This is a genomic window from Lacipirellulaceae bacterium, assembly GCA_040218535.1.
Taxonomy (GTDB): domain Bacteria; phylum Planctomycetota; class Planctomycetia; order Pirellulales; family Lacipirellulaceae; genus Adhaeretor.
This window is the reverse complement of the sequence record JAVJRG010000012.1, coordinates 1,428,325-1,452,187: the sequence shown is the minus strand read 5'-3', so window position 1 is coordinate 1,452,187 and position 23,863 is coordinate 1,428,325. Positions and strand designations below refer to the sequence as shown.

The 23,863-nt window shown below is 56.8% G+C and carries 17 protein-coding genes; 7 read left to right on the top strand and 10 right to left on the bottom strand.

Features of this window, described 5'->3' with window-relative positions; genetic code table 11:
- Window positions 1-150: 150 nt before the first annotated feature.
- Entirely contained in the window at window positions 151-1,140 is a 990-nt protein-coding gene (locus RIB44_19710) for a glutamine synthetase beta-grasp domain-containing protein (protein MEQ8618807.1), read from the bottom strand.
- 210 nt (window positions 1,141-1,350) lie between these two features.
- Between RIB44_19710 and RIB44_19705 the strand changes: the two genes are divergently transcribed.
- On the top strand, window positions 1,351-2,697 hold the full coding sequence (locus RIB44_19705) for a serine/threonine-protein kinase (protein ID MEQ8618806.1): 1,347 nt from the start codon (window positions 1,351-1,353) through the stop codon (window positions 2,695-2,697).
- Between the two features lie 7 nt (window positions 2,698-2,704).
- Here the strand turns inward: RIB44_19705 and RIB44_19700 are convergent, their stop codons facing one another.
- From RIB44_19700 to RIB44_19690, 3 genes are all read right to left on the bottom strand, one after another.
- The gene (locus RIB44_19700) at window positions 2,705-4,999 is read right to left on the bottom strand and encodes an MMPL family transporter (protein ID MEQ8618805.1); all 2,295 of its coding nucleotides are present in this window, start codon (window positions 4,997-4,999) and stop codon (window positions 2,705-2,707) included.
- 221 nt (window positions 5,000-5,220) lie between these two features.
- Window positions 5,221-7,740, bottom strand: a complete 2,520-nt coding sequence (locus tag RIB44_19695) for a polysaccharide biosynthesis tyrosine autokinase (protein ID MEQ8618804.1) — start codon at window positions 7,738-7,740, stop codon at window positions 5,221-5,223.
- 318 nt (window positions 7,741-8,058) lie between these two features.
- Entirely contained in the window at window positions 8,059-8,982 is a 924-nt protein-coding gene (locus RIB44_19690) for an exosortase/archaeosortase family protein (protein MEQ8618803.1), read from the bottom strand.
- Window positions 8,983-9,626: 644 nt separating this feature from the next.
- On the opposite strand from RIB44_19690, the gene RIB44_19685 reads away from it, so the two are divergent.
- From RIB44_19685 to RIB44_19675, 3 genes are all read left to right on the top strand, one after another.
- Window positions 9,627-10,631 (top strand): polysaccharide biosynthesis/export family protein, encoded by a 1,005-nt coding sequence (locus RIB44_19685; GenBank protein MEQ8618802.1) that lies wholly within the window; start codon window positions 9,627-9,629, stop codon window positions 10,629-10,631.
- A gap of 252 nt (window positions 10,632-10,883) precedes the next feature.
- Window positions 10,884-11,714, top strand: a complete 831-nt coding sequence (locus RIB44_19680; GenBank protein ID MEQ8618801.1) for a hypothetical protein — start codon at window positions 10,884-10,886, stop codon at window positions 11,712-11,714.
- A gap of 95 nt (window positions 11,715-11,809) precedes the next feature.
- Window positions 11,810-12,598, top strand: a complete 789-nt coding sequence (locus RIB44_19675) for an exosortase-associated EpsI family protein (protein ID MEQ8618800.1) — start codon at window positions 11,810-11,812, stop codon at window positions 12,596-12,598.
- Window positions 12,599-12,773: 175 nt separating this feature from the next.
- Here the strand turns inward: RIB44_19675 and RIB44_19670 are convergent, their stop codons facing one another.
- Together RIB44_19670 and RIB44_19665 are read right to left on the bottom strand one after the other, a co-directional pair.
- Entirely contained in the window at window positions 12,774-13,892 is a 1,119-nt protein-coding gene (locus tag RIB44_19670) for a DUF1559 domain-containing protein (protein MEQ8618799.1), read from the bottom strand.
- A gap of 368 nt (window positions 13,893-14,260) precedes the next feature.
- Complete coding sequence (locus RIB44_19665) at window positions 14,261-15,271, bottom strand: DUF1559 domain-containing protein (GenBank protein MEQ8618798.1); 1,011 nt, start codon at window positions 15,269-15,271, stop codon at window positions 14,261-14,263.
- 483 nt (window positions 15,272-15,754) lie between these two features.
- On the opposite strand from RIB44_19665, the gene fae reads away from it, so the two are divergent.
- Window positions 15,755-16,252, top strand: a complete 498-nt coding sequence (gene fae / locus RIB44_19660) for a formaldehyde-activating enzyme (protein ID MEQ8618797.1) — start codon at window positions 15,755-15,757, stop codon at window positions 16,250-16,252.
- 167 nt (window positions 16,253-16,419) lie between these two features.
- Window positions 16,420-17,289: an NADP-dependent methylenetetrahydromethanopterin/methylenetetrahydrofolate dehydrogenase gene (locus RIB44_19655; protein MEQ8618796.1), complete on the top strand. Its 870-nt coding sequence runs from the start codon at window positions 16,420-16,422 to the stop codon at window positions 17,287-17,289.
- Window positions 17,290-17,349: 60 nt separating this feature from the next.
- Here the strand turns inward: RIB44_19655 and RIB44_19650 are convergent, their stop codons facing one another.
- The 4 genes from RIB44_19650 to RIB44_19635 form a co-directional block, all read right to left on the bottom strand.
- Entirely contained in the window at window positions 17,350-18,645 is a 1,296-nt protein-coding gene (locus tag RIB44_19650; protein ID MEQ8618795.1) for a peptidyl-prolyl cis-trans isomerase, read from the bottom strand.
- Between the two features lie 52 nt (window positions 18,646-18,697).
- On the bottom strand, window positions 18,698-21,943 hold the full coding sequence (gene mfd / locus RIB44_19645; protein MEQ8618794.1) for a transcription-repair coupling factor: 3,246 nt from the start codon (window positions 21,941-21,943) through the stop codon (window positions 18,698-18,700).
- A gap of 167 nt (window positions 21,944-22,110) precedes the next feature.
- Window positions 22,111-22,482 (bottom strand): hypothetical protein, encoded by a 372-nt coding sequence (locus RIB44_19640; protein MEQ8618793.1) that lies wholly within the window; start codon window positions 22,480-22,482, stop codon window positions 22,111-22,113.
- A 41-nt stretch (window positions 22,483-22,523) separates the two neighbouring features.
- Window positions 22,524-23,357 (bottom strand): glycosyltransferase family 2 protein, encoded by an 834-nt coding sequence (locus RIB44_19635; GenBank protein MEQ8618792.1) that lies wholly within the window; start codon window positions 23,355-23,357, stop codon window positions 22,524-22,526.
- A gap of 236 nt (window positions 23,358-23,593) precedes the next feature.
- On the opposite strand from RIB44_19635, the gene RIB44_19630 reads away from it, so the two are divergent.
- Window positions 23,594-23,818 (top strand): hypothetical protein, encoded by a 225-nt coding sequence (locus RIB44_19630; GenBank protein MEQ8618791.1) that lies wholly within the window; start codon window positions 23,594-23,596, stop codon window positions 23,816-23,818.
- Window positions 23,819-23,863 lie beyond the last annotated feature (45 nt).

The following is a 23,863-nucleotide window of genomic DNA, read 5'->3' as shown; positions in this document are numbered from 1 at the left end:
GCCTTAGCGAGGCGTACCTTTCTTGGGCGTAAGGTATGCCTCGTTCCTCGGCGATACCCTACAGACAACTAGGAACAGCATAAAAAAGAAAACCCCACTTTGCTACTGGCAGCAAAGTGGGGTTCGAGTTCGTAAGTTATCATTCAAGCCCTAAGAACGCAGGGCGCCCAGGATCTTCGAGGTGACCTTGTAAGGATCAGCGTTCGAAGCAGGACGACGATCTTCCAGGTAGCCCTTCCAGCCATTCTGGACGGTACCAACTGGGATGCGGATCGAAGCACCACGATCGCTCACGCCGAAGCTGAACTTGTCGATCGACTGCGTTTCGTGCAGACCAGTCAGACGCTGATCATTCTCGCTGCCGTAGGAAGCGATGTGCTCCTCATGGCGGCCACGGAACTTCTCGCAGATGCCTTTGATGAAGTCCTCACCACCCTTCTCGCGGATGTCCGTTGTTGAGAAGTTGGTATGCATGCCGCTGCCGTTCCAGTCGCCCTTGACTGGCTTGGGGTGCAGCTCGATGACGCAGCCGTACTTTTCCGCGGTGCGATGCAGCAGGTAACGGCTGAACCAGACGTCGTCACAGGCACTCTTGGCACCTTTGCCGAACAACTGGTACTCCCACTGGCCCTTCATCACTTCGGCATTGATACCAGTGACAGCGAGGCCTGCTTCCAAGCAGATGTCCAAGTGCTCTTCGACAAGATCACGACCGACGCAATTCTTGAAACCGACTGAGCAGTAGTAAGGACCCTGAGGACCTGGGTAACCGTCCTTGGGGAAGCCGAGAGGCGCACCATCTTTCATGATGGTGTACTCTTGCTCGAAGCCAAGCCACAGATCAGGATCGTCCTCAAACGAGCCACGAATGTTCGAAGGGTGAACCGAACCATCAGCGGCCAACACTTCGCAAAGCACCAGCGATGCGTTCTTACGGGCTGGGTCTTTGATCATCTTGACGGGCTTCAGCAAGCAGTCCGACGAGCTACCTTCAGCTTGCTCGGTGCTGCTACCGTCGAAAGACCAGCCAGGGCAGTCTTCGGCGCTCTTAGGCTCGCTTTCGACGACCTTCGTCTTGCTACGCATGTTCGCTTCAGGGGTGTAACCATCCAGCCAAATGTACTCAAGCTTGTAACTCATCTGTCATCTAACTCCTACAAAAAAAATCGAATCTGTGTGAAGGAAAAATCTCTAGGGCATCCGGTTGCTAGCCTAGCCCTTCTTAACAAGGGTCGTTGGCTATCTCAAAAACGTTGCTCAATTGGCAACTCATTCCTTAGTTCGAAGAGACGCTCGGTTTAAGACCGAGCATCGCCGAACAACATCTAACAGTTATTTGAGGAACGAAAGGTGCCCTTTCCGAGTCAACCGCCTGATACTGCTCTCACACAATCACGAGCAGGAGAAACCTCTTCAGCGATCACTCAAAGCCGCCATGTTTTGCCTGGAAGGACGCATCGCGGACACAGCCTGGAATGGCTCAAAGCCTTTCCGCTTCGCGCAAGCCCACATTTTAGACCTACTGGCAGCGGCTTACTAGGTGCCGTCGTGGTGGAAAAGGCGATTTTCCCCGAGTCAGCCTCAGCCCGCGCTAACCTGTTCTATGCTTTAAGCTTGTGGCGTATGATGGTGGCTCACCCGATGGCTTACGCCTATCGGCTCCCTCAATCTTCTCACCTTGTCGGTCAGATTCTTGCGATGAGCCAAACGCCAAGTACCCCCGATCCGCGGCGTTTGAAGTTCATCCCCACTGAGAGCTCGTTCCAGCTCCAAGATCAACTGGGCATCGGAACCGTCGGAGCCGTCTTTCGTGCCATAAGCCCTGACTTCGACAAGCCCGTTGCAGTCAAGATCCTCCATCCCAACATTGCGCACGACGCGAACATCGTTGATCGCTTTCAGCGTGAAATCCAGATCATGCAGAAGCTGGACCATCCGCACATCGTCAGCCACTACGGCGGAGGGATGCTCGACGGACAATACTTTTATGCGATGCAGCTTCTGGAGCACGGGTCGCTGAAAGATCGCCTCACGCAACACGGCCCGTTGCCCTGGGCTCAAGCAGCCGCTTACGGCTCACAGGTCGCTTCGGCGCTGCAACACGCTCACAACCACGGCATCATCCATCGCGATTTGAAGCCGAGCAACCTGTTTTTCGACGACGACGGGAGCCTCGTCCTGGGCGATTTTGGCATCGCTCGCGATACGCACGCCACGGACATCACCGCCGACGGAATTACCGTGGGCACCTACGCCTACATGTCGCCTGAGCAGATCACCGCCGACGGCAAAATCACGGCACAGGCCGATCTCTATTCGCTAGGCTGCGTGATGTACGAGATGCTAACCGGCAAGCCACCCTTCATGGGCGCCAACTTCGCCCAAGTCTGGGACCAACATCTGCATAAACAGCCTAAGTCGTTCGAGGAGCTAGGCATCGAATGCCCCAAATGGCTGGAGAACCTCACTTTCCAACTCCTTGCCAAAGCGCCCGAAGAACGTCCGTTCAATGCGCGTAGCGTGCAGGGCCTCATTCGCGACCGCCTGGAAGACGAATTCGGCGAAGAAGCCCGCGAGCTAACGACCAATCTGCCTCCGTTAGAAGCCGACGCTCAAGGCAATCGGGCGATGAGAGTGCTACTCGTACTCGGTGCGTTGGCAGCGATGATTGCGTGGGCGGTAATCAGTGGGGAATAAAATTCCCCTAGCGCATTCTCGCCAGCAAAGACAAGAACGCCGGCACGAGAACCGTTCGCACCACAAACGCATCAAGCAGAATCCCCAGGGCGAGCGCAACGCCCAACTCCGTCATGCCTCGGAGGCTGCCCGTGGCCATTGAAGCGAAGGTGCCTGCCATGATCAGGCCGCAACTGGTGATGATGCTGCCGGTTTGGATGAGCGCCCGCCGCAAGCCGGCCAGCGGACCGATACGGCGCTGTTCCTCGAAGACGCGAGTCACCAAATAAATGTTGTAGTCCTGCCCGACTGCGGTCAGGATCACGAACAAGAAGACGGGAACCTTCCAGTTGACGCCCGACCAAACATCGGTTTCAGAAAGAGCCTCGCTCAAGAGGTAGCCATCGTAGGCGCGAAAGATCAAGCTGACTATTCCTAGCGTAACGAGGTAGCTCAAGATGACCGTAAAGATCAAGTAGCAGCAGACCAACGGGCGTCGTAAGAGGATCACCAGCACTAGGAAAACGGCCGTCGCCACGAGGACTTCAATCCGTTTGCGATCAGCGAGCGTGACGCGTTCCAAATCGCGGATACCCGCGGTCGGGCCGCTGAGTTCGAAGGTGGCGTTACGCCAGGGAGATTCCTCCGAGTTCTTAAGCGAATCGAGTTCGGCAAGAACACGTTCGGTGGTTGCCACCGCTTCCGCGGAAAACGGTTCGTGATCCAAAACGAGCGTTAGCCGGGTGACCTGTCCCGCCAGAGGCTCAGCCGTGGAGACGAATGCCGCTTTCGTTTGAGGGTTGCCCTTGGCGGCCAGCGAAGCAAGCCCTTCTAAAGAGCCGATGCGGACCGTGCCTGGGGGATCGCCGGTTGGCTGATCGAGGCTGCGAACTTTTGCAACGCCCGAGACTTCAGTAAGCGGCTTCACCAGTCGGGCAATACGGATACGGCCTTCGGGCGTGTCGAGTTGGCCGTCAGGCAAATGTGCCAGCAGCGTTAGAGGGCCTAGCTCTCCGGGAGGGAAATGCTTCTGCAACAGTCGGGTGCCTTGTCGACTGATTCGGTTGCGTGGCAATTCGCCGTAGAGATCGTAGGAAACCGGGGTTGCCCAACCTTGCCAAGCCAAAGGAGCTGCAAAAAGGAGAGAACCAAGCAGGACTGCCCCGGGGCGACGGGTTACGTATTGGGCGAGCAAACCCCACCAGGTACTGCTGGTACCCTGGCCGGGGTGCTTCAGCACCCCGGCCAACGGTGTCGCAAGTAGCGCTGGAGTCAGCGTCAAGCAAATAACAAGCGTCACAATCAGGCTCACAGCGATCGCGGGGCCACTGTAGGCAAACTTGCCAAACTCCGCGAAGCCCATCATCGCAAGCCCAACCACTGTAGTCAGCGCGCTGGCCGCCAAGGCCAGCCCGACCTTCGCAAGCGACTGTGCGACGGCAACGCTTTGCTTTTCCGCTGCAAGTAACTCGCGGTACCGCGCGATCAGAAACAAGCAATAATCGGTCCCCGCGCCAAAGAGTAACACGATGACGAATATTTTTGTTGTCGTGAAAACACGGATCGTCGGCCAGAGGTCGGGATTCGTTTGGCTGAGGCCGGCCAGGATTGCCAATAAATCGAGTGACACCGAAGCACTCAACGTAATCACAACTAGCGGAATTACGACCAGTCGGGGAGAGCGGTAGATCAACACCAACGCTCCGAGCACCATCAGAAGGGTTGTGAGGTGAGTATTGCGCAAGCTTTCAGACGCTGCAGATAGCATATCTCCAGCTACCGCTGCCGAGCCTGTCACGCCTACTTTCAAACCCAATGGCGCGGCAGCTTTGTTTGCTTTGAGTATCTGCCTGACAACTTCCAGCACGCGAACATTGTCCGTAGCCATAAAGTCGTTGCTCAGCCTGACGACGACCCGCTGCGCCGTGCCTGGGCCATTTTCAAGCATCGGCCCAATAACAGGAGTCTTTTCAGTCCAAACGCTTTCGGCTCCGTTCTCATCGGCGAAAGGCAGTGATTCCGTTTGAGCTAACTGTTTGGCGAGGGAGAGAGAGTACTGACGGTCCTCAATCGTCAGCGGCTGTTCTTCCCTTGCGAAAACGAGTACCACCGAACTGTGGGCCTTATCATCGGGGAACGCCCGCTTGTTGAGCGCTTCAGCACGGACGGTCGTCGTCTCGGCAGGGAGCTGTTCCAAGTCGCCATCGGTGGCAACCTCGTGCCAGCTCGGGGCAATGGCTTTCAGGCCACCAGCGATCAGCAGCCATGCGAGAATAACCACATAGCGACGATCGTTCAGGAATTGGCCGAGGCGAAGGAGCACGTACTTGATCGTAATCGCTGGCGAATAGTATGGCGAGGGTCAAGAGAGTGAGAGGTAGACTTAACTAATGGGTAGCTGGAAGCCGCCCCCAGTTTGAGAAATGCTGGGGGCTCGCTACGCTCGTCCCCAGCTACCCTTTTTGATTGGAGCGCGTAAAAAAAGACGCCGAATCGCAGAGGCGATCCAGCGTCTTGGGGCAGCTTCAGTGAATATCGATTAGCTTACAGCTTGTCGATATCGAAATCGTCCATGTCGAGTTCGATGTCGTCGAGATCAATCGAGGCACTGTTTTCTGTCGGCTCGATCGGTTTCGGCGGTGCTGGCTCAGCCTGCGGAGGCTCAGCAACGGCGGTCGCTTGAGGACTCTCCGGTTCCAACTCGGCACTAGGCTGAGCAGGAGCTGGCTCGACGGCTTTTGACTTCTTCTTCGATTTCTTCTTCGACTTGCCTTTTGCTTCGGGAGCGGCCAGTTGCTTTTGGTTCTTGGCCGTGTTCTTGTGCAGTTGCAAGATTCGACGATCCGTCTTGCAAGGCACGCCGTTGACAACCGTACCAAGCAGTCGGACGCCCATGCCGTCGAGCAACTCAGCCGACTTGTTCACTTTGAGCAGCTCACTGTGATCTCGGAGTACCGACAGAATCGCTCCATCCACATACTGACCAAGCGAGAGGCTATCGGAAACGCTCAAGATCGGAGCACTATCCAAAATGATGAAGTCGAACTGCTCTCGCAGCTTCTCGAAAATCGGTTGAGGTTGGTCAGTCGCCAAAGCGTGAACCGCGGCTGTATCGCAAACACCGGCGGTGATCACGTAGAGGCTTTCGGTACTCGTCGGGCGAATAACGTCGGTTAGCTCGGCTTCGGCACGCAACACCTCGCTAAAGCCATCGTCCAAAGGCAAGCCGAACAGGCTGTGCATCGAAGGCGAACGAAGGTCGGCGTCGATCAGTAGTGTGCGACGTCCTGCGCGGGCCAGGCTTGTCGCCAGGCTTGCGGCAACCGTGGTGCAGCCGTCCAGTGTTGAGGCACTCGTAACGAGCACCACTTGGCGTTTCTTGGAAGTCGAGTCGTGCATCAGTGTTGCCCGAACATTGTCGATCGCTTCCGAAACTTGAACTGCTGAGAGCGTTCCCCCAGCGAGAGCTTTCCGAGCTGTCACAGGTGGCAGAACACCCAGCACGCGAATCCCCAGGCCGTCGTCCATATCGGTCGGACCGTTCAGACGACGCTTACGGAAGTCCATCAGTGCCACGCCGTAGCAGGTCAACGCCAATGCGGAGAGTCCACCAACACCAGCGATCGCTAGTCGTTCAAAGACCGTGATATTCGTGGTTGAGGTCGCTCCGGCACCCAGCTTCTCAATTTGATTGGCCCCTCCCTGAAGCATCATTGTGTGTGCTTGAATTTTCGAGGCGAGCGTGACCTCAATCTCACGGAGGCGTTCGATCTCTGTCCTCTTGATCGCCAGTTCAGGGTCGCGATCAGTCAGCTGCTGCAACAGTTTTTCCTTCTCAGCGAGCTTCTCTTCATATTGCTGCTTCTGAGCAATATTCGCCTTCATCCTCATGACGTATTGAATCATGAGCTGCTGAATGGCATCTTTGGGACGCTCAGCAATTAGCTTGCGAAGTTCCTTTTCCTTCTGAGAGCGGTAAGACTCAAGATTCTGTACAGCCTGAGCTCTCATGTTCTGGATTCTGACCAACTCAGGGGCTTGGCTGTTGCGGCCAATGCCACCTCGCGAGCGCAACTGCGCTTCGAGAGCGAAAATCTCGTTCTGATAGTTCTCGATCGCTGGGTCGTTGGCGAGTTCTTCGGCAACAAGGGCATCAATCCGTGCAGGGGAATTGAGATCGCGGATGCCAATCTCTTTCTGGATTTGGATCTCGATGCCTTCCTTTTCCAACGCGGAAATTGCTTTCTGCAGATTCATGATCTCCGTGGTCAGCAGTCGGGCTTTGACCTCCGAACCGGCCGCGTCAGCACCACCGGTCAATTCGGTGAGCTTGTCGAACTCTTTGGCCTCTGTCTCCAGATCTTTTTTTACGCCTTGATGAAGTTCTCGCAGGTTTTCAAGTTCGGTTTCACGCTTCTTACGTTCTTCGTCGAGGATCTTCTCTTCGAAGGCATCGCAAACCGCGTTCACGATCTTCACCATCTCATCCTTGTCCTCAGGCCCATCGTAGCGAATTTCCAAAACCTCACTATTGTTGGCCAGAGTCACACGGAGTTCATCGGTCAGCCAATTGAGGGCATTATTACCCTTGGTTACAACGGCTTTCGTCTCACGAATTCCTGGCGTACCCAGGGCTCTGTCCAAGACCAATGGTGTCTTCACCAGGGCGGCTTGGGTCTGTGCGAGAATGGCGAAGTTTTTACCGTCACGACCTTTCGTCGGACCTGCAAGGGGGTTGTCGATCGGCTTCGAGTTAATCTGGAAGTAAGCAACCGTCTTGTGCGAGTTGGGGAACAGCCAAGCGAGCGTTCCCCCCACAAGTCCTGCCATGAGCAGTCCCAGGAGTGAGGCCATCAGCCAGCGACGGCGGAGGCAGTTGATAAGCCACTTTTGGCTCAGCCCGCCCTTAAGCAGATCCTCTTCACCATAACCGCCCGCAGGGCCGACGGCTGGAGTCATCGCCGGGCCCGTGGGTGGGGCCGCTACCAGGGCGCGTGAGGGTTGCACTTCGACGTCTGTATCGTCGAGCGTGGAAGAGCCGGAATAGTTGTCTTGGTTCGCCATCAAATGCCTCTCTTGAGAAACGGTTGATCTCTGAGTGTTCGCTTGCAGAAAAAACGTCGAAAAGTTTGGGGACTAGCGTGGAAAGCAACTGCCGCGCCAATCGCCCGTTTTGCGTCCTTTTCCACAAAACGGCCGATCCGAGCTGCGAGTTTTGATGCGCTTCGTCAACCTCGGTGTTGTCGAAACACCACATCCGACCTTTCCGATTGCAGTGGCCCTACTGCAGAACAGCGGAGTGTGTTTCTCGTGATGCCGGAGTTCATTTCCGGATGATCGCGGCACCAACAGCAACGTCAGGGGTAGCGTCTTGCAAGAATGTTATCCGGCAGCCGTGCCGAATCCCGAATAATCCTCTTCTATGGGGACGGTAAGCTTGGTCAGCACTGAAAAGAGTACTGCCAGCAATCCCATCCCGATGAACATCATGGCAAAGCCAGCGCCATCATGAATCAGCACGTTGATCGTGTCGTTCTTCATGCCAAAGTTCTTATACAAGTAGGCTGTCAGAACAATTCGCACGATATTCGAAATCAGAGCAATCGGCACAGCTGCAACCAACACAGCAAGTCGGTCCCACCAGGGGCGATCCATCAAAATCGCCAAGGCGACGCACATCGCGACAAAAACCGAAAGCATCCGCAGACCGCTACACGCATCCACGACGCCCAGTTCGAGTTCGTCGATAAGTATGCGATTACCATCCCGCACGGCACCGATGCCGAAGGTCTGCAGCACAGCTGTGCTAGCAATCGTGGCTACTTTTTGCAGGCCAAGCAGAACTTTCCTTTCCATGACGGAGGGGAAAGGAAACATGAACACAAGAAACGCCACCGCTGCCCCAGCCCAGGTGAACATTTTGAACCCGCCTACGAGCATCACCGCTCCTAGCAGGACACCCACGTAGGACAGTCTGATCACCGGGTTAATATCGAACTTTGCGGCAAAGCAGCGGATGGCCAGAAAGAACACCATCGCTGCGACGCCAATCCAGCGCTCTTGGGCGCTGACCTCAGTGAGCGGCTTTCGCAAACGCCAGAACAGAAAGGCCCCAATCACGGGGATCAGCCAGCCATGGGAGTAAAGTGCGTCAAACCAGTAGCTACCGGTCAGCAAGAGCATGTCCCAATAGGCAATCGAGATGAGCGCTACCAAGCCCCCAAAGACGATCCAAGCCTTCGTCTCAGCTTCCGGGCTTAGAGGGACATGATCGCTAAATTGATCGTCGACGAACGCGTTACTCATGGAAAGCGGGGAGTCAGGTAAGAGGAGTTATCAGGGTATGACGACCCATCGACTTCGTTGCTACTCGTATTTCGCAGCAGAATGGGCCATGGCAAAGGGATGTGGCAATGGTCGCTGCGGAAACCAGCAAGTTCGTCATATTTAATACGACGGTCGAAGGCCGGGGGTTCGGCAGATTCTCACGAATGCAACGGGAGATCCTTGCTAGCACTGCGATGCGTAAACTCATTGCCTAGTCTGCTCTGAGAATACGCGTGTCGTGCGAGTCTGTCAAACCTCTGGCCGTGCTGCAAGTGTTGCTATTGCAGTACTTAGGGCTGCGAGGGGCGTCTCTCGATCGTTCCTACGAATACGCACCCCCTGGCGCACGCAGGCAGTGCTTGCAATCGCAGATGGCGGAACCGCTGCCCCGGCTTTTTTCGTGAATTCCCCCGCTGTCACCAAAGTCGCTGTTAAAGATTGCCGATTACTCCTTTTGTAACTGTCGCGCAAGCCGTGACTCGTGCCCTGCTATCTCGGCGGAAAGGTCTGTCGGCAGGCAACGCGTCTCAGCCGTGCGTAACAAGGGCGTTTCTCCAGCGAGATAGATCACAATGAAGTCCTGTCGAACGATTCACGCAGTGTGGCCACTACTACTAGCTCTCATGGTGAGCTCCACTGGTTGCACAGCCTTCATGCAGCCGCGGGAACCGTTTCCAGCGACGCCGCCTGAGCCACCTGCGTCGAGCAGCGTGCCGCGGGAATTGGAGAAAGTCACGCTCCCACGCTATGTGATAGAGCCACCTGACGTGCTGCTTATCGAAGGTGTCCGTCTGGTGCCTAAGTCGCCCCACAAGCTGGAAATCTTCGATGTCGTCCTGATTCGCGCAACGGGTAACTTCCCCGAGCTGCCGATCGATAATACCTACAACATCGACGCTGACGGCAGCGTCAACCTTGGCCCCACCTACGGTCGCATCAAGATCGCAGGCGATACGGTTGAGGAAGCCGAAGCGACGCTGCAAGACGAACTCTCACAGATTCTGGCGAACGTCGAAATCTCCGTTTCGCTGGTTGCCTCAGCCGGTGCCCAGCAAGTCACGGGGCAACACCTTGTCGGCCCAGATGGCCGTGTGAATCTCGGCACCTACGGATCTGTTTACGTGGCCGGTGCGACGCTTGAGCAAGCTCGTGCGGCGATTGAAGCTCAGCTCTCTAAGGAGTTGGACGATCCTGAAGTCTTCCTCGACATCTTGGCTTACAACAGCAAGGTTTACTACATCATCACCGCCGACGGTGGCCAAGGCGACAATGTCGTCCGACTGCCGATCACCGGTAACGAAACCGTGCTCGACGCGGTCTCGAACATCCAGGGGATTTCGCAGTTCTCATCCTCGAAGCTCTGGATCGCCCGACCGGCACCAAACGGCGTCGGCTGCGAGCAGATTCTGCCCGTCGATTGGAACGCGATTACCACCGGGGCGATTACCGCCACCAACTATCAAATGATGCCGGGCGACCGCCTATATATCGCCCCGAACAAGCTCACCAAGTTCAGCAGTGTGCTCCGCACCGTGCTCAGTCCGTTCGAGCAAATCCTGGGTATCACCTCGCTGGGTACGTCAACCGCCAACCGTATCGACCGCTTTGGCCTGGGCAATACGTTCTAAGGCTAGAGACAACGAAGAGCAACCAGTCCGCACTCAGCTAAGCTTCACAAGCCTCGGTTGAGTGTGGGCAGACAGAACCAAGAAACCGAGGCCGTTTTCAAACTATCAGCCGCAACGCGTTAGCGTCCGGTTCTCAAGGCAACCGTGGGCTAACGCCCGGCGGCTGACCTAATAGAAAAACTACTTCCTAAACAACGCTTTCCCAAGAGCCGCAACAGACGACTGGGCACACGCCGCTAAGGACCGAACACGATGAAACGCAATTGCTTCGCCAAACTGATGCTTGGATTTCTGATGGGTGTCACCCTGTTCAGTATGCTTGCTGGCAGCTCACTATTGCGTGCTGCACACCCGTGTACGCCGGCCCCTTGTGCCGCCGACGGAACCTGCCGCCCCAAGACCGAAAGCTGGGGATACTGGCAGACGCACTGGCGACCCTTCCCCGGCGACGATGCGGCAGCCGCGGCAGGGCAGCAACTCGTACCTGAGCCAGCGGGAGAAGACGAAGGACTCGGAGGCTTTGTACGACCTCAACCTTCCAAAGAAGACCAAGCCGGCCCTGAAGAGCAAGAGCGTGACCCCGAAGTTCCAGCCGAGGACGGCGGGCTGGGTGATCCTGCAGCACCGGGAGACGGTTCTGAGCCACTGCCGGCTCTCGATCCTCTCGGCTTACAAATCCCTAATGCTCCGGACTTTCAAGCTGCCCTACCGCCAGAGCCTCCGGCCTTCCTAAAGCAGCTCGTCAACCCGGCTGCCAATGTCGCTCCGAGCGGCGACTCGGTAATCGACGACAACGTTCGCCCTGCTGGCTACCGACCGCCAGCGAACAGGTCGCAGGATGCCCCGCCGTCGCTGCCGCCGAGCCTCGAACGGGTCGCGCAACTGACCGGCATGCTCGAACCTTTGCCTCCAGTGAAAGATGCCTTAAAACGTGACTCTGCCGTCATGCAGACTTCCGCCCAAGCGATTCCCGCGGAATCAACGACTGGTATTCGTGTTATCAACCCAACCTCGGCTTACGCTGCCCAGCCCGGTGAAGGAGGCTTGCAGCAAGCGATCTATTTCGAGGCTTCCGAGAAGTAGCATTAAGGGCATGCTTTCTTGACAGTCACGCGGCACAAGTCTACCGTTGAAAGACTGAGTTTTTGCCTTTCAACACCTCCTGTGCCTGTCTCGTCATGCCCCAGAAGAACCTACTTGTTCCTCTTGCCGTTGCTCTTACCTGCCTAGTTGCACTGACCGGTGCGTCTTGGTACTACTCGGACGTGTTTAACAGTTCCAGTATGACGGCGTCGAAGTTCGCCGAGCGTTTCGAGAAAGTGCCCAAGACTCTTGGAAGTTGGGTAAGCCAGGATCGGGAAGTCTCATCGGAAGTGGCTGACACGGCCGGCGCGGTGGGGCACGTGTCGAGAACCTACGTCGATCAGAACACGGGCCGGCAGGTGGATCTGTGGCTGATTGTCGGCCACTCGCGAAACATCGTTCGTCACACCCCCGACATTTGCTATCCCAGCGCGGGCTTCACCCCGCTGGGCACAAAGATCAAACACCAGATCGCCCCGAAAGAGGGCGAGCCGGGGATGTTTTACACCGCAGAGTATGTGAAAGAAGACGCCCTCTCGCGACACAAGATTCGCGTCTTCTGGTCGTGGAACGGCAATAAGGAAGGCCAGTATGGCTGGGATGCTCCTTCCAGCGGCAGCAAATTCTCGAGCATGCTTGGCATCAGAGGCGCAAGAGCTTACTACGGCAACAACACGGCCCTCTACAAGATGTACTTCACCACTGCCGTGACCGAAAGCGAAGACGAAATCAACGACAGCCCCGCCATCGAATTCGCGAAGCTGATGATTCCCGAGGTCAATCGAGCGCTCTTTCCCGAACGCTACGGCAACTCAGCCGCCCCTGCCGCAGAAGGTGAAGAAGCAGAAGAAGCCTCCTCGGATGAGTTGCTGAGTCTGAATTGATTTGACCCGCTACTAGTTTTCAGCCGGAACGCGTTAGCGTCCGGTTCCCAGGGTAACCGGGGGCTAATCCCGTCGCGTCGGGACGGCTGATATTCAGCAGCAACCGAGCGCAAAACAAAAGGGACGCCACAGCAATGTGGCGTCCCTTTTTTATTCTCGTTTATCACGACGATTTCTAGAAATCGCCAGCGGACACAGGTGGCTGCTGCGACTCGTAGTGCTCTGGCCGCGTACCATCGTTCGTGTGCAAGTCAGACTTCGCTGCGTGAGAAGTCATGATTTGAGCATAGATAAACGGTGAAATGCTGTCGGAGACAAATCGTGTTGCCCCGTCCATGAGTGCCATATTGACACCGCCAGGGTGACGGCTTGAAGGGAAGCCGTCAGTTCGCACCATCGAATTGATCGTCGTGGCGGTCTCGCCCTCCGTGTTTCCGTTAATGCGAATAGGGGCGTTGAGGTTCGTGGCGACAGTCTCAGGCTGCTCCCAGGTGATACCAAAGTGGTACTTCTGATTGCCGGTGCCACCGCTCACATCGTACTCGTCTGCGGGAAGGTATGCCCAGTTGATGGTTCGTAGATTTTCCGAGAGCATCACCGTCTGCGAGAGCCCATCCTTAATAAGAGCGGCCTTCATCGTGATCTCCGGAGTTCCAGCATGGTTATCTGGACGACCCAACAAACGACTGGCATCCCAGCCACGGATGCGACTAAAGAAAATTCCGTTCGCTGCGTTCTCTCGATCGTCGGGTTGGAAAGGAGACGCGGTCCCAACGGGCACACTCCCTAAATTCTCAGCGGTACGCTGGGCCCAGCCGGCATTTGCTGCGTAGGCTAATAAGGGCTGACCTTGCGTGACTGGCGGATCGCTTGGGCAGGTGAGTACTTCAAGCTGAGCGATCTCGCCATCCTCCGAAGACAGCTGATCGGTCAGAGCGCCCATGTTAGGGTTAACTTGACCTTGCGACCATCTTTCCCACAACGCATTCTGCTCAACGTAAGGGAACGTATACACAACCCAGCTCGCGCGGATGAGGCGAGTGGTATCAGCGATGCCTAGCTCGTTGACATAGCCGGGGTAATCGCCGAGAGACGACTCCCGCGTGTTGAGACCGAGCGCCAGTTGACGCATATTGTTCTTGCAGGTGTTGTTCCGTGCTGACTCGCGTGCCGCTTGTACAGCTGGCAGCAGGAGGCCGACCAGCGTGCCGATGATGGCAATCACCACCAGCAACTCAACCAGCGTAAAACCTCGCTGGCGGCCTGGAGTTTGGGGAGGGTAAGCGTTTCTCATAGGGAGTCTCCTCTGTTCGTTTTCGGTGCTAAGTGTTCCGTCGGTTTCTCGCAAGTCGCTCAAGGCATTGAGTCATCAAGGGCGAGACCTGTGCTTAGCGATGACAAGGGGATCGAAAGTACCTTCGTGTCCACGAACTGCGTTGCCTCTGAAAACGCCGTTCATTACACGCGCATCACGAACCCGTTTTGCATGACGACATCGAATGAATAAAAGAAAAAGGCCCATCGGGCATGCAAACCGTGCTCATCTTGAATTGTCGCAGGAAAGGGCCGTTTTGTCCAGAAAGAGCCCGATTCGACTCTCCTGTGCATTCAGCAGGCCCCGTGGGAAGCTGCTCCGATGTTGGGTGGCCATTTCATAGCAGTTCAATAGTCGTCGGCGTCTGGCTGAGGCAGGTTCTCTTCATCAAGATCGGAGTCACGCCGATTGCTCGTCATCAACTGCGCGAAAACGAAGGGCTCGATTTGCTCCGAGAGGTACCTCACGCTGCCACCAACGAACGCCACGTTGATTCCCGCAGCGTGATAACTTGAAGGAGCACAACTGTTGGCCGGCTTTTCGTTTGGATTGTTCGTCAACGACTTGAGGATGCGATTGATGTAGCGGTACTGTGAGCCCGTCTCGATCGTGCTGTTATCGTCTTCGTAACCAGCCGCGATAGTCACAGGTTTCTCCCAGCAGAAACCGTAGTGCCACTTTTTGTCGGGGGCCGTGATGCCGGTCCAGACCATTGCGTTAATCCCTTCGGAGTACAACAACGTATTGGTTGTGCCGTCCCCTTCGGCTTGGATGTAGGCGAACGTCATTTTAGTGATTGGCTGAGGCGAGGGGACGCACGAATTATCCACTCGAACTTCATCACGAATGTCTGCTCGAGAGCTAACGTCCGTTCGCGTTTTGTCAAAGAAGACTCCGTTTGCGATGTTCTCCGTTTTTCCACATTCTAAGGAATTAGGGAAAATCTCTTCCCGTTGGATCCAACCTGCATTTGCCAGGTAAGACATCCCGGGCGCCCCTTCAGTTTTCGGAGGGTTGCTTGGGCAGACGAACACTTCGACCGAGGCACTCGCACTAGCTCCCACTTGGATTCGTTCCCACAGGTCGCGCCGTTCCAGATAAGGTAGCAGCATTGCGGACCAACTGGCGCCACCGCCGATGGGATTCACGTAGCCGGGGTACTTCTTATTGTCGATCTCGTACTGGGCGGTTGCCTTGTGCAACTGCGTTAAGTTCATACGACACGTATTGGAACGTGAAGACTCCCGAGCTGCCTGAACCGCCGGCAGTAGCAATCCGACCAATGTGCCTATGATGGCAATCACCACCAACAATTCCACGAGAGTAAAACCTTTGCCCCTTGGCCCCACGACATTCATGAATGCTCTCCTTTACCGAAATCAAACAGAAGGAATCTGGTAAGTCATGAGCATGCTGAAGAGAGATTGCATCAGATGGCCGACGTAGGCCGACTCGCCCACTGCAATTCATGCTGAAGCACTTGCCCGGAACCTCCCCACCGAAATTCCAGGGTGCATTCCATAAACTAGGAAGTTCGACGGAGAAGTGCAAGCGTTTTCTGCGAGTTGGCAGGGCTGTTTAGGCCGGTTGAACTCTCCCTATGGGGGCTGCTATGCTTTCTGGCTCGTCGGTTGCCCTCAAAGTTAGCCATACTGGGGCCAGACATCAGCACCGTGCCGAAATAAGTGTTCGGCAGCGAAGCAGATTAGCCAATTCACGATACTGTGGCCTAGCCACCGCGCGATGCACCCGATTCGCATCGCGGATTCAAAGCAGCGCCAGCTTGATCAACTACGAAAGAACCGATCTAGCACGCCCCTCATTTCTGGAGTAACGAAACTATGTCGATGTTCATCGGAGAGGCCCTCACGGGCGACGGCAACGAAATCGCTCATATCGATCTTATGATCGGTAGCAAAGACGGCCCTGTCGGTACCGCTTTTGCCAACGCCTTGGCCACCCAGAGCGACGGCCACACCAACCTACTCGCTGTGCTGACCCCGAACTTGGCCGTTAAGCCAGCCACGGTCATGATCACCAAGGTCACGATCAAGGGCATGCGTCAGGCCGTTCAAATGTTCGGTCCTGCTCAAGCAGCCGTCGCGAAGGCCGTTGCCGATAGCGTGGCTGATGGCGTGATCGACAAAGGGCAGGCTGAAGATCTCGTCATCGTCTGCGGCGTGTTCATTCACCCTGAAGCTGCCGACGACAAGAAGATCTACGACTACAACTACGAAGCCACCAAGATGGCGATCGTCAACGCGATGGGCGCGAAGCCATCAGCCGACGAAATGATCGCCGGCAAGGAAGAAGCCGCCCACCCGTTCCGCGGCTTCTAGTCACGGCGCAACACCGACAAGAGACCCAGGCCACGCGTCGGTTAGCGGCGCGTGGTTTTTTCTTGTTGATGGTCTGCTGCGAGGTTCCGGCGATTCGTAGAACCGCGGCTAGAAACTCTTCGTTGCTGTGTATTCCCCTCTCGACTCTCACCATTCTACTTTCTCGCATGTCCAAGCCTAAAATCCTTGTTTGCTTTGATACCGATCCACAGCCCAGCGTCTTCGACGGCGTGGTGGCTGTCGATGCGGGGGTCGATCATTTGTTTCGCCACAGCGGGATCACGACCGACGATGTTCGTGACCTCATCTACGGGGCGATCTTTACGCGAGGCCCTGAAGACCTGAAGTCGACCGCCGTTTTCGTCGGCGGATCGGATGTGATCGCGGGCGAAGCCGTTATGGCTGAGGTGCAGAAGACTTTCTTCGGGCCGATGCGCGTTTCGGCGATGCTCGACAGCAATGGGGCGAACACCACGGCCGCGGCAACCGTACTGGCCGCTCGCCGCCACCTTTCGCTCCGCGGCGCCCAGGCGACTGTGCTGGCGGCCACGGGCTCGGTCGGCAAACGCGTCGTTCGTCTGCTGGCCGAGGAGGGAGCAGTTGTGAGAGTTTCCTCCCGTAAGATGGAAACCGCCCAACAAGTATGCCATGAAGTCAAGGAGTTTGTTCCCGACGCAGAGCTGACCCCCGTCGTCACCTCCCAACCGGAGGAGATGCCCGATGCCATCGAGGGCGCACAGATTCTAGTCGCCTCCGGTCCACCAGCAGTTGAGCTCGTTCCAGCGGATATGCGAGCCGGTTGCTCCTCGCTGGAGGTCGTTCTCGACCTCAACGCAGTCCCGCCACTGGGGCTTGGTGGCGTCGAGGTTCACGACAAAGCGGTCGAACGCGACGGCCACATCTGCTACGGCGCGCTTGGTGTTGGCGGCACGAAAATGAAAATCCACAAAGCGGCCGTTGCGCGCCTGTTCGACAGCAACGACGCGGTACTCGACGCGGTGGAGGTTTACGAGCTGGGGAAAGAGATGGAAGGCTGAGCCAACTTCGTCAAACAAAGGCAGCCGCAGGCTAACAGCCTGCGGCTGCCTACGCGATTCCTACCGTCGCTGTCGGCCGTCGAGAATCTCCGCCAACCGCGAGTTGCTGATCTCGCCTTCAAACAGGGTCCAAACTTGGGCCTGCTTGCGAAGCTTCTCCATCTCGGCGTTGACGAGCCCCGCGCGCTGTTTCTTTTCGAGCGTCTTCCGAATCTCCGCCTGGGCCTCGGTAAAGGGCGTTCGGCCCGCTTGCTTGCGTTCGAGAACGCGAACGATGTGAATCCCTCGCTCACTGACGATCGGATCACTCATTTGTCCCACGGCCAAGTCACGCAACGCATCGTTGATCGCTTCGCATTTCAGGTCGCCGACCACCGTCCAAGGATGCTCACCGCCATCCTTAGCCGTAAAGCCATGCGATCGTTCGCGGGCAACTCTGCTGAACACCGGGCCGCGGAGACCCGGATTCGCGGCCACGGAGTTCCAAATCTCGTTGCCCATGTCGGCCAGCTCCCGCCAAGCTTTTTCCCGGTCGCCTCCAAACTTCTTCAAGCGGACCATTACTTCTTCCCAACGGGCTTGGGTCTCATACTCGTAGTCTTTCAAATGCTCCTGGTAATAAGAGAGCATTTGCTCGTGAGTCACTTCTTTCGGTTTTGGAGTTTTTTGACGGAGCCATTCGCCAGCGATCGAACGCTCAAAGAACATCCCCTCAATGTCTTTCAGCGAGCCATCGTACTCGGCGAGTTTCGCCTCCAACGCGGCCCGACTATCGACCTTTAGCATTTTCATCAGGCGGGGGATTTCGTGCTCCTCGAAAGCCTTACTCAGGCTTTCCCGCACCTTGGGAATGTTCTCAGCCGGCACCGTGCTAACAAAATCGGCGTAGAGCAGTTTCGTGTCGATCAGGCCGTAGAGTTGTCTTTCAAGTAACGAAGCGCGAACCGTTTCGGTTTCTTCTGCAGGGATGCGATCGCGATTATCGGCGATCATTTGATTCACTTGCCAAAGCAGGTCACTCGCCAAGACGACTTGACCATCAACTTTGGCCAGAATCTGAGCCGCCTGAATGGGTTCTGCTTGCGTCGGCGTAACACCGATGTTCGGGACACCCATCGCTGGCGTCTTCGCCGCTGGAGCAACGAACTCAGGAGCAGCACGCCCGCTGTTCTGCTGACTTGGGTTATAAATGCCACGCACGTTGGAAGCGGTTGGCTCCCTGGGCAACGGCGGCGGAGCGAATGTCGACTGAGCATGCGCAACGACGACTGCAACAAACACCAGCAACCAAGCGGCGACAAGTCGGAAAGTCTTTTGAAGAGGGTTCAGCGGAGCGTCCTCAAAGATGTCTGACACAAGTTACGTAAGGTGCCGGTTCACGAAGTGCAAACCGCAGCGCGGCGAGAGTTTACGCACTGACTGCCGCAGGCTGCAAGAGCGATTCGATCTCCCCTAGCACCGCCTGAGAATCCTCAACGTCGCACGCCAACGGCAAATAGGCACTGCGAGCGTCGGCGATTCGCAACCGTCCGGCGCTGCTAGCAACGAGTCGTTCAATTATCCGCCGCTGGGCATAGGTCAGCACGGCATACTCATCTTCGAGATGGATCGCGTGAATACCTTGCTCGTAGGCAGCGATTCGCAGCCTTGTGACGCGTAGTAACTCCTCTACGGGCTCTGGCGGCGTCCCAAAGCGGTCTGCTAGCTCGCCAGAGAAATCATCGAGTTCCTCCTCATTCGCCACGCGGGCCAGACGCCGGTAGAGATCGATCTTCGTGCGCATGTCGGGAACATAACTTCCCGGCAAATACGCCATCACGGGTAGATCGACTGAAACATCAACCGACTCGCGTGGTGGCAACTGCTTGAGTTGCCGGACGGCTTTCTCGAGCAACGAGCAATACAGTTCATACCCAACCGTCGCGATATGCCCACTTTGCTGGGTGCCCAGTAAGTTACCAGCACCGCGCAGTTCCAAGTCTCGCATCGCCAGAGCAAAGCCAGCGCCCATCTGGCTGAATTCCTCGATCGCCCGCAAACGCCGGGCTGCCTCGGGCGAGAGGTTTCGCTTCTCGTCAATCAAGAGATAGCAATAAGCCCGATGCTTCCAGCGCCCAACACGCCCGCGGAGTTGATGCAGGTCCGCCAAACCATAACGATCCGCATCGTCAATGAAGATGGTATTCGCGTTGGGAATGTCCAAGCCGCTTTCAATGATCGTCGTGGCCAGGAGAATGTCGTACTCCTTGCGGACAAAACCGAGCATCACTTCTTCTAGCTCCGTAGCCGTCATCTGTCCGTGACCGATGCCAATGTTCGCCTCGGGGACAATGCTGCTCAACCGTTGCGCGACTTTCTGAATGTCGTGAATTCGGTTATGCACGAAGTAAACCTGCCCATCGCGGTTCAATTCGCGCATGATGGCGTGCCGCAAGAGCGTTTCGTCAAAACGCGAAACCCTCGTCTCGACCGCGAGACGATCTTTCGGAGCGGTCTCCAGGTTCGAGATGCTCCGTACACCCAGCAGCGACATGTGCAGGGTGCGCGGGATCGGTGTGGCGGTCATCGTCAGCACGTCGACCGCGGCACGCAACGCTTTTAGCTTTTCCTTGACTGCCACCCCGAAGCGTTGCTCCTCATCGATGATCACCAGCCCCAAGTTTTGAAAGTTCACGTCGGGCGAAGCGAGGCGGTGCGTACCAATCACCAAATCGATGGTTCCCTCTGCGGCACCCTGGACTATTTCGCGTTGCTCTTTTGCCGTGCAAAAACGTGAGAGGCAGGCAATCTGAAACGGGAACTCCGCCATCCGCTGCGTGAAGGTCCGCCGGTGCTGCTCGGCTAACACCGTGGTCGGCACCAGCACGGCGACTTGGTAGCCAGCGTCGATCGCTTTGAAGGCGGCACGGATGGCCATCTCCGTCTTTCCAAAACCTACGTCGCCGCACAGGAGCCGATCCATCGGCTTGGGCTCTTGCATATCCGACTTGATTGCGGCAATGGCGGAAAGCTGGTCAGGCGTTTCCTGATAAGGAAAGGCGTTCTCGAACTCATTGAGCCACTGGGTATCCTCAGGGAAAGCAATCCCCGGCCGCGCCGCCCGCGTCGCTTGCACCTGGATCATATCGGCGGCCATGTCGACCACAGCTTTTTCCGCCGCCAGCTTTTGGCGAGCCCAGGCTTTGCCGCCGATTTTGGCCAGCTTTGGTTTTGCCTTCCGCCCGCCGATGTACTTCTGCACGAGTTCGATCTTGCTGACCGGCACAAAGATGCGCGTGCCGCCGTCGTACTCGAGTTCAAGATGCTCTTCGGCTTGGTCCGCCTTTTCAATTAAGCGGAGCCCCCGATATCGGCCAATCCCGTGAGACAGATGCACGACCAGATCACCGTCGCGCAGCTCAAGGAAGCTATCGATCGCCCGCCCTGTTTTCCGCGTAGCCCCCCGAACCAGTTCCTGCCGCTGGAATAACTCAGCCGCACTGATGAGGACTGTCTGGCGACCGACCAGCCGGAAGCCGCTCTTGAGGTGCCCGAGGGCGAAGCGAAGGTTGCCGCTGACGAGCAGCGAACTCTCCGCGAAGACCTCCGCCAGGCGTTCCGCTTCGGAGTCCGCATCGCAGACCAGAAAAACCTGCTGGCCTGCCGCTGCCGCTTCGAGTTCCTGCTTCACCCGTGAAACGTCTCCGGAGAATTGCTCGACCGACTCGAACTGAAGATGAGCCGTCGTTTCATAAGAACCGCTCGGCACACCCGCTGCCGTGACCGAGGGAAACTTGTAAAGTTCTTTGAGCGTCGTACTCGTGGCGAACAGATCTTCGGCATTCTCTTGACGGCGATGGTAGTAGCGTCCCTCTTCCTCCAACTCACTCGGCTCCACGAGCATCACCCAGCTTGATTTCGATAAGTAGCTGGCGAAGTGCGTGCGGTTTTGTGCGCTGGGAGCGAGCATCGTGATCGGCGCGACTTGCAGGCTCTCTAGGCTCCGTTGGGTCGCGACGTCGAATGTGCGAATCGATTCAATCTCGTCACCGAACAACTCGATGCGAAAAGGGTCGAGCGCATCGGGCGGGAAGACGTCAACGATCCCGCCACGAATAGAGAATTCACCAGGAAGCTCCACCGCCGTGGTGTTCGTACAGCCATGTTCGACGAGCCAGCGAGCGAGTTCGGCCTCGTCGAGTTGCTCACCAACGGTGAGATTGCGTGTCGCCGCGGCGAGCGTCTCCTGACTGGGTACCGGCTGCAGCAGGCTTTGAATTGAAGTGACGACGACTTCGAGATTCTCCGCGGACTTCAGCACGCGTAGTCTTGCGCCGAAGATATCATCGTGTAGAACGCGCTCGCCAGCGTCGGTTTCCCAAGCAGGAAGCGGGGCGACGCTGGCTGACGTGAACAGTTCGAGGTCGCTGACGAAAACGTCGATATCTGCCGCGTGAGGCAGAACGACAAGCAGCGTGCCCGTGCACGCTCGCTGAAGAGCCGCGGCAACGAGAGCGCGCGAAGACCCCCAGACTCCGCCAAGCGTGCCCCCGTGCCCTTGGTTTAGGCTGGAAAGCACCTCGGAAAAGTCGTCAAGCGTTTCAAGATAGCCGGCTAGATCGCGAATCGCCGCAGCGGCATACGCGTCGACCGGGGAGGCATTGGTCTTCGCCACGACAGCATTTTAACGCAAACATAGCAAGAGTGAACAGCCGCATCGGGGCGTCGTAGGAAACCTACAGACGAAGGTAGCCGCAGGCTAACAGCCTGCCGGAGCGCATGAGTAGACTATCCTTGCGAGCAAGTTCCCGGCAGCCAGGTTTGGCTGCGGCTGCCTATGCTTTATCGCTCGATCTCAACGTAAAGCACCTGCTCGCGCGGAATCCACTTCTCAAACGTGCTGTCATCACGCGAGGTTTCGATCACCAGCCATTGTTCGTTCATTCGAACAAACTCGCCTTTGACGGAATTCGCGACCCCGTTCACTTCGCCCCAGCGGACACCTGAGTTCTCTAAGCCGATGGCATCGCCACGAAAGAGAACGCGGCATAAGGCTCCGACTTCAGGTGACATCAGCTCACGGGAAACTCGTGCCGTGCGCTCTGAATAGTCAGACCAGTAGGAGAAGAGACTCCAAGCAACGATTGCAAGGATCACCAGCAGCAACAGCGTGCGTATGCGAAGCCGGTACCAGGGGCGAGACGTTGGGGACATGCTTTCCATGATACCATGCGGCTAAACCGCAAGGGGAGCAACTAGGCAGCAAGCGGGTCGGCGTCAGCGATTGGCCCCTGTGACAAGGGACTCGGTTTCTCGACCTCGCCTTGCTGCATGCCTTGGTGCAACTCCCACAAGCGAGCTTGTTTCATGTAGCTGTAAAAGGCGGCCGTCCAGGCAATTTGCATGCCGATACAACCATCGAGAAACCCGCGAAACCAGACGTAATCTCGCAGAAACCGCAACGGGGGCCGGAGGAGCATTCGCTGCCAACTGGGTCGTTTTCCTTGCTCATACCACTGCTCCGCTTGGACGCGAGTGTAGCGGTCGAACTTTTTCAGGTAATCGCCCCACGACCAGAGTGTGTAGTGATCCATCCGCTCGCTAAGCTTGCCGACCTTGCCCGTCGAGACGACCACTTCGCCATGATCGCTGGGCCCTTCGTAGCGACCTAAGTCACGACGGAAGAGCCGTAGGACTTTATCCCGTGCCCAGTCGGTGTGATGAACGCGATGGCCCATCAGATGGTTTGCTCGGTAGATCCAGTAGCCGTCCTCGGTCGGTTCACTTGCCAACAGCGATTTGATCTCGGCTGCCAACGGTTCGGTGACACGCTCGTCCGCGTCGAGGATCATCACCCATTCATGTTTCGCCTGGGGAATCGCCCAGTTCTTGAAATCGCCCGAGGTGCGGTAATCGCGTTCCACAACGCGGCACGCGTCGTGCTGTTGGGTAAACTCCAGAGTGCCGTCGGTCGATCCTGAATCAGCGATCAACACTTCATCAGCGACCCGTGTGGCCGACTCGACGCAGTGGACAATGTTCGCTCGTTCGTCCTTGCAGGGAATGATAACGGTCAGTGGATAAGGCATGGCAGCGTACTTATGTATTGATGAGGAATTTGGGCAGCGGATGCTAGTGGATCGGAACAGCCCCGACAAGCACGCTGGGCAGCCCTCACAACCGTGCTAGCACGCACGGGCCGAACGGCAAATCCACTACAGGCTGCCGATTAGTCCTGAAAACTAGAGCGGCGGTTCCGGGGGCGTCGATTCTTCCAATGAAGTCCCTCCCCCGCCCCCTAACCTGAAGCCTTGAGGTGCCGACGATGTTTCGATCCCTCTTTCTCGCAATAGGAGCCACGGCCCTGCTGCTGGGGGTCGAGGCGCTGGCTCTTGATCGGGCGACGGTGCGAATCCCAGATCGTAAGAGCCCCGACCGCTATGTGATCAAGACCGTGGAACCAACCGAATGGGTCCCCTGGAGCCTCATGGGGGCCGGAACGGTGGTAATCCTCTACTCGTTCATGATTCCCCGCCGCATGCACGGCTGAGCGAACATTCCCGAGGCCCCGCCGGTCCGTTAATCGTAACGCTTG

Excerpts from the sequence above, each read along its gene's own strand:
- RIB44_19695 (MEQ8618804.1), bottom strand. The coding sequence starts at position 7,740 with ATGGCGAACCAAGACAACTATTCCGGCTCTTCCACGCTCGACGATACA.
- RIB44_19710 (MEQ8618807.1), bottom strand. The coding sequence starts at position 1,140 with ATGAGTTACAAGCTTGAGTACATTTGGCTGGATGGTTACACCCCTGAA.
- RIB44_19685 (MEQ8618802.1), top strand. The coding sequence starts at position 9,627 with ATGGTGAGCTCCACTGGTTGCACAGCCTTCATGCAGCCGCGGGAACCG.
- RIB44_19680 (MEQ8618801.1), top strand. The coding sequence starts at position 10,884 with ATGAAACGCAATTGCTTCGCCAAACTGATGCTTGGATTTCTGATGGGT.
- RIB44_19655 (MEQ8618796.1), top strand. The coding sequence starts at position 16,420 with ATGTCCAAGCCTAAAATCCTTGTTTGCTTTGATACCGATCCACAGCCC.
- fae (MEQ8618797.1), top strand. The coding sequence starts at position 15,755 with ATGTCGATGTTCATCGGAGAGGCCCTCACGGGCGACGGCAACGAAATC.
- RIB44_19630 (MEQ8618791.1), top strand. The coding sequence starts at position 23,594 with ATGTTTCGATCCCTCTTTCTCGCAATAGGAGCCACGGCCCTGCTGCTG.
- RIB44_19690 (MEQ8618803.1), bottom strand. The coding sequence starts at position 8,982 with ATGAGTAACGCGTTCGTCGACGATCAATTTAGCGATCATGTCCCTCTA.
- RIB44_19640 (MEQ8618793.1), bottom strand. The coding sequence starts at position 22,482 with ATGTCCCCAACGTCTCGCCCCTGGTACCGGCTTCGCATACGCACGCTG.
- RIB44_19675 (MEQ8618800.1), top strand. The coding sequence starts at position 11,810 with ATGCCCCAGAAGAACCTACTTGTTCCTCTTGCCGTTGCTCTTACCTGC.
- RIB44_19665 (MEQ8618798.1), bottom strand. The coding sequence starts at position 15,271 with ATGAATGTCGTGGGGCCAAGGGGCAAAGGTTTTACTCTCGTGGAATTG.
- RIB44_19670 (MEQ8618799.1), bottom strand. The coding sequence starts at position 13,892 with ATGAGAAACGCTTACCCTCCCCAAACTCCAGGCCGCCAGCGAGGTTTT.
- RIB44_19635 (MEQ8618792.1), bottom strand. The coding sequence starts at position 23,357 with ATGCCTTATCCACTGACCGTTATCATTCCCTGCAAGGACGAACGAGCG.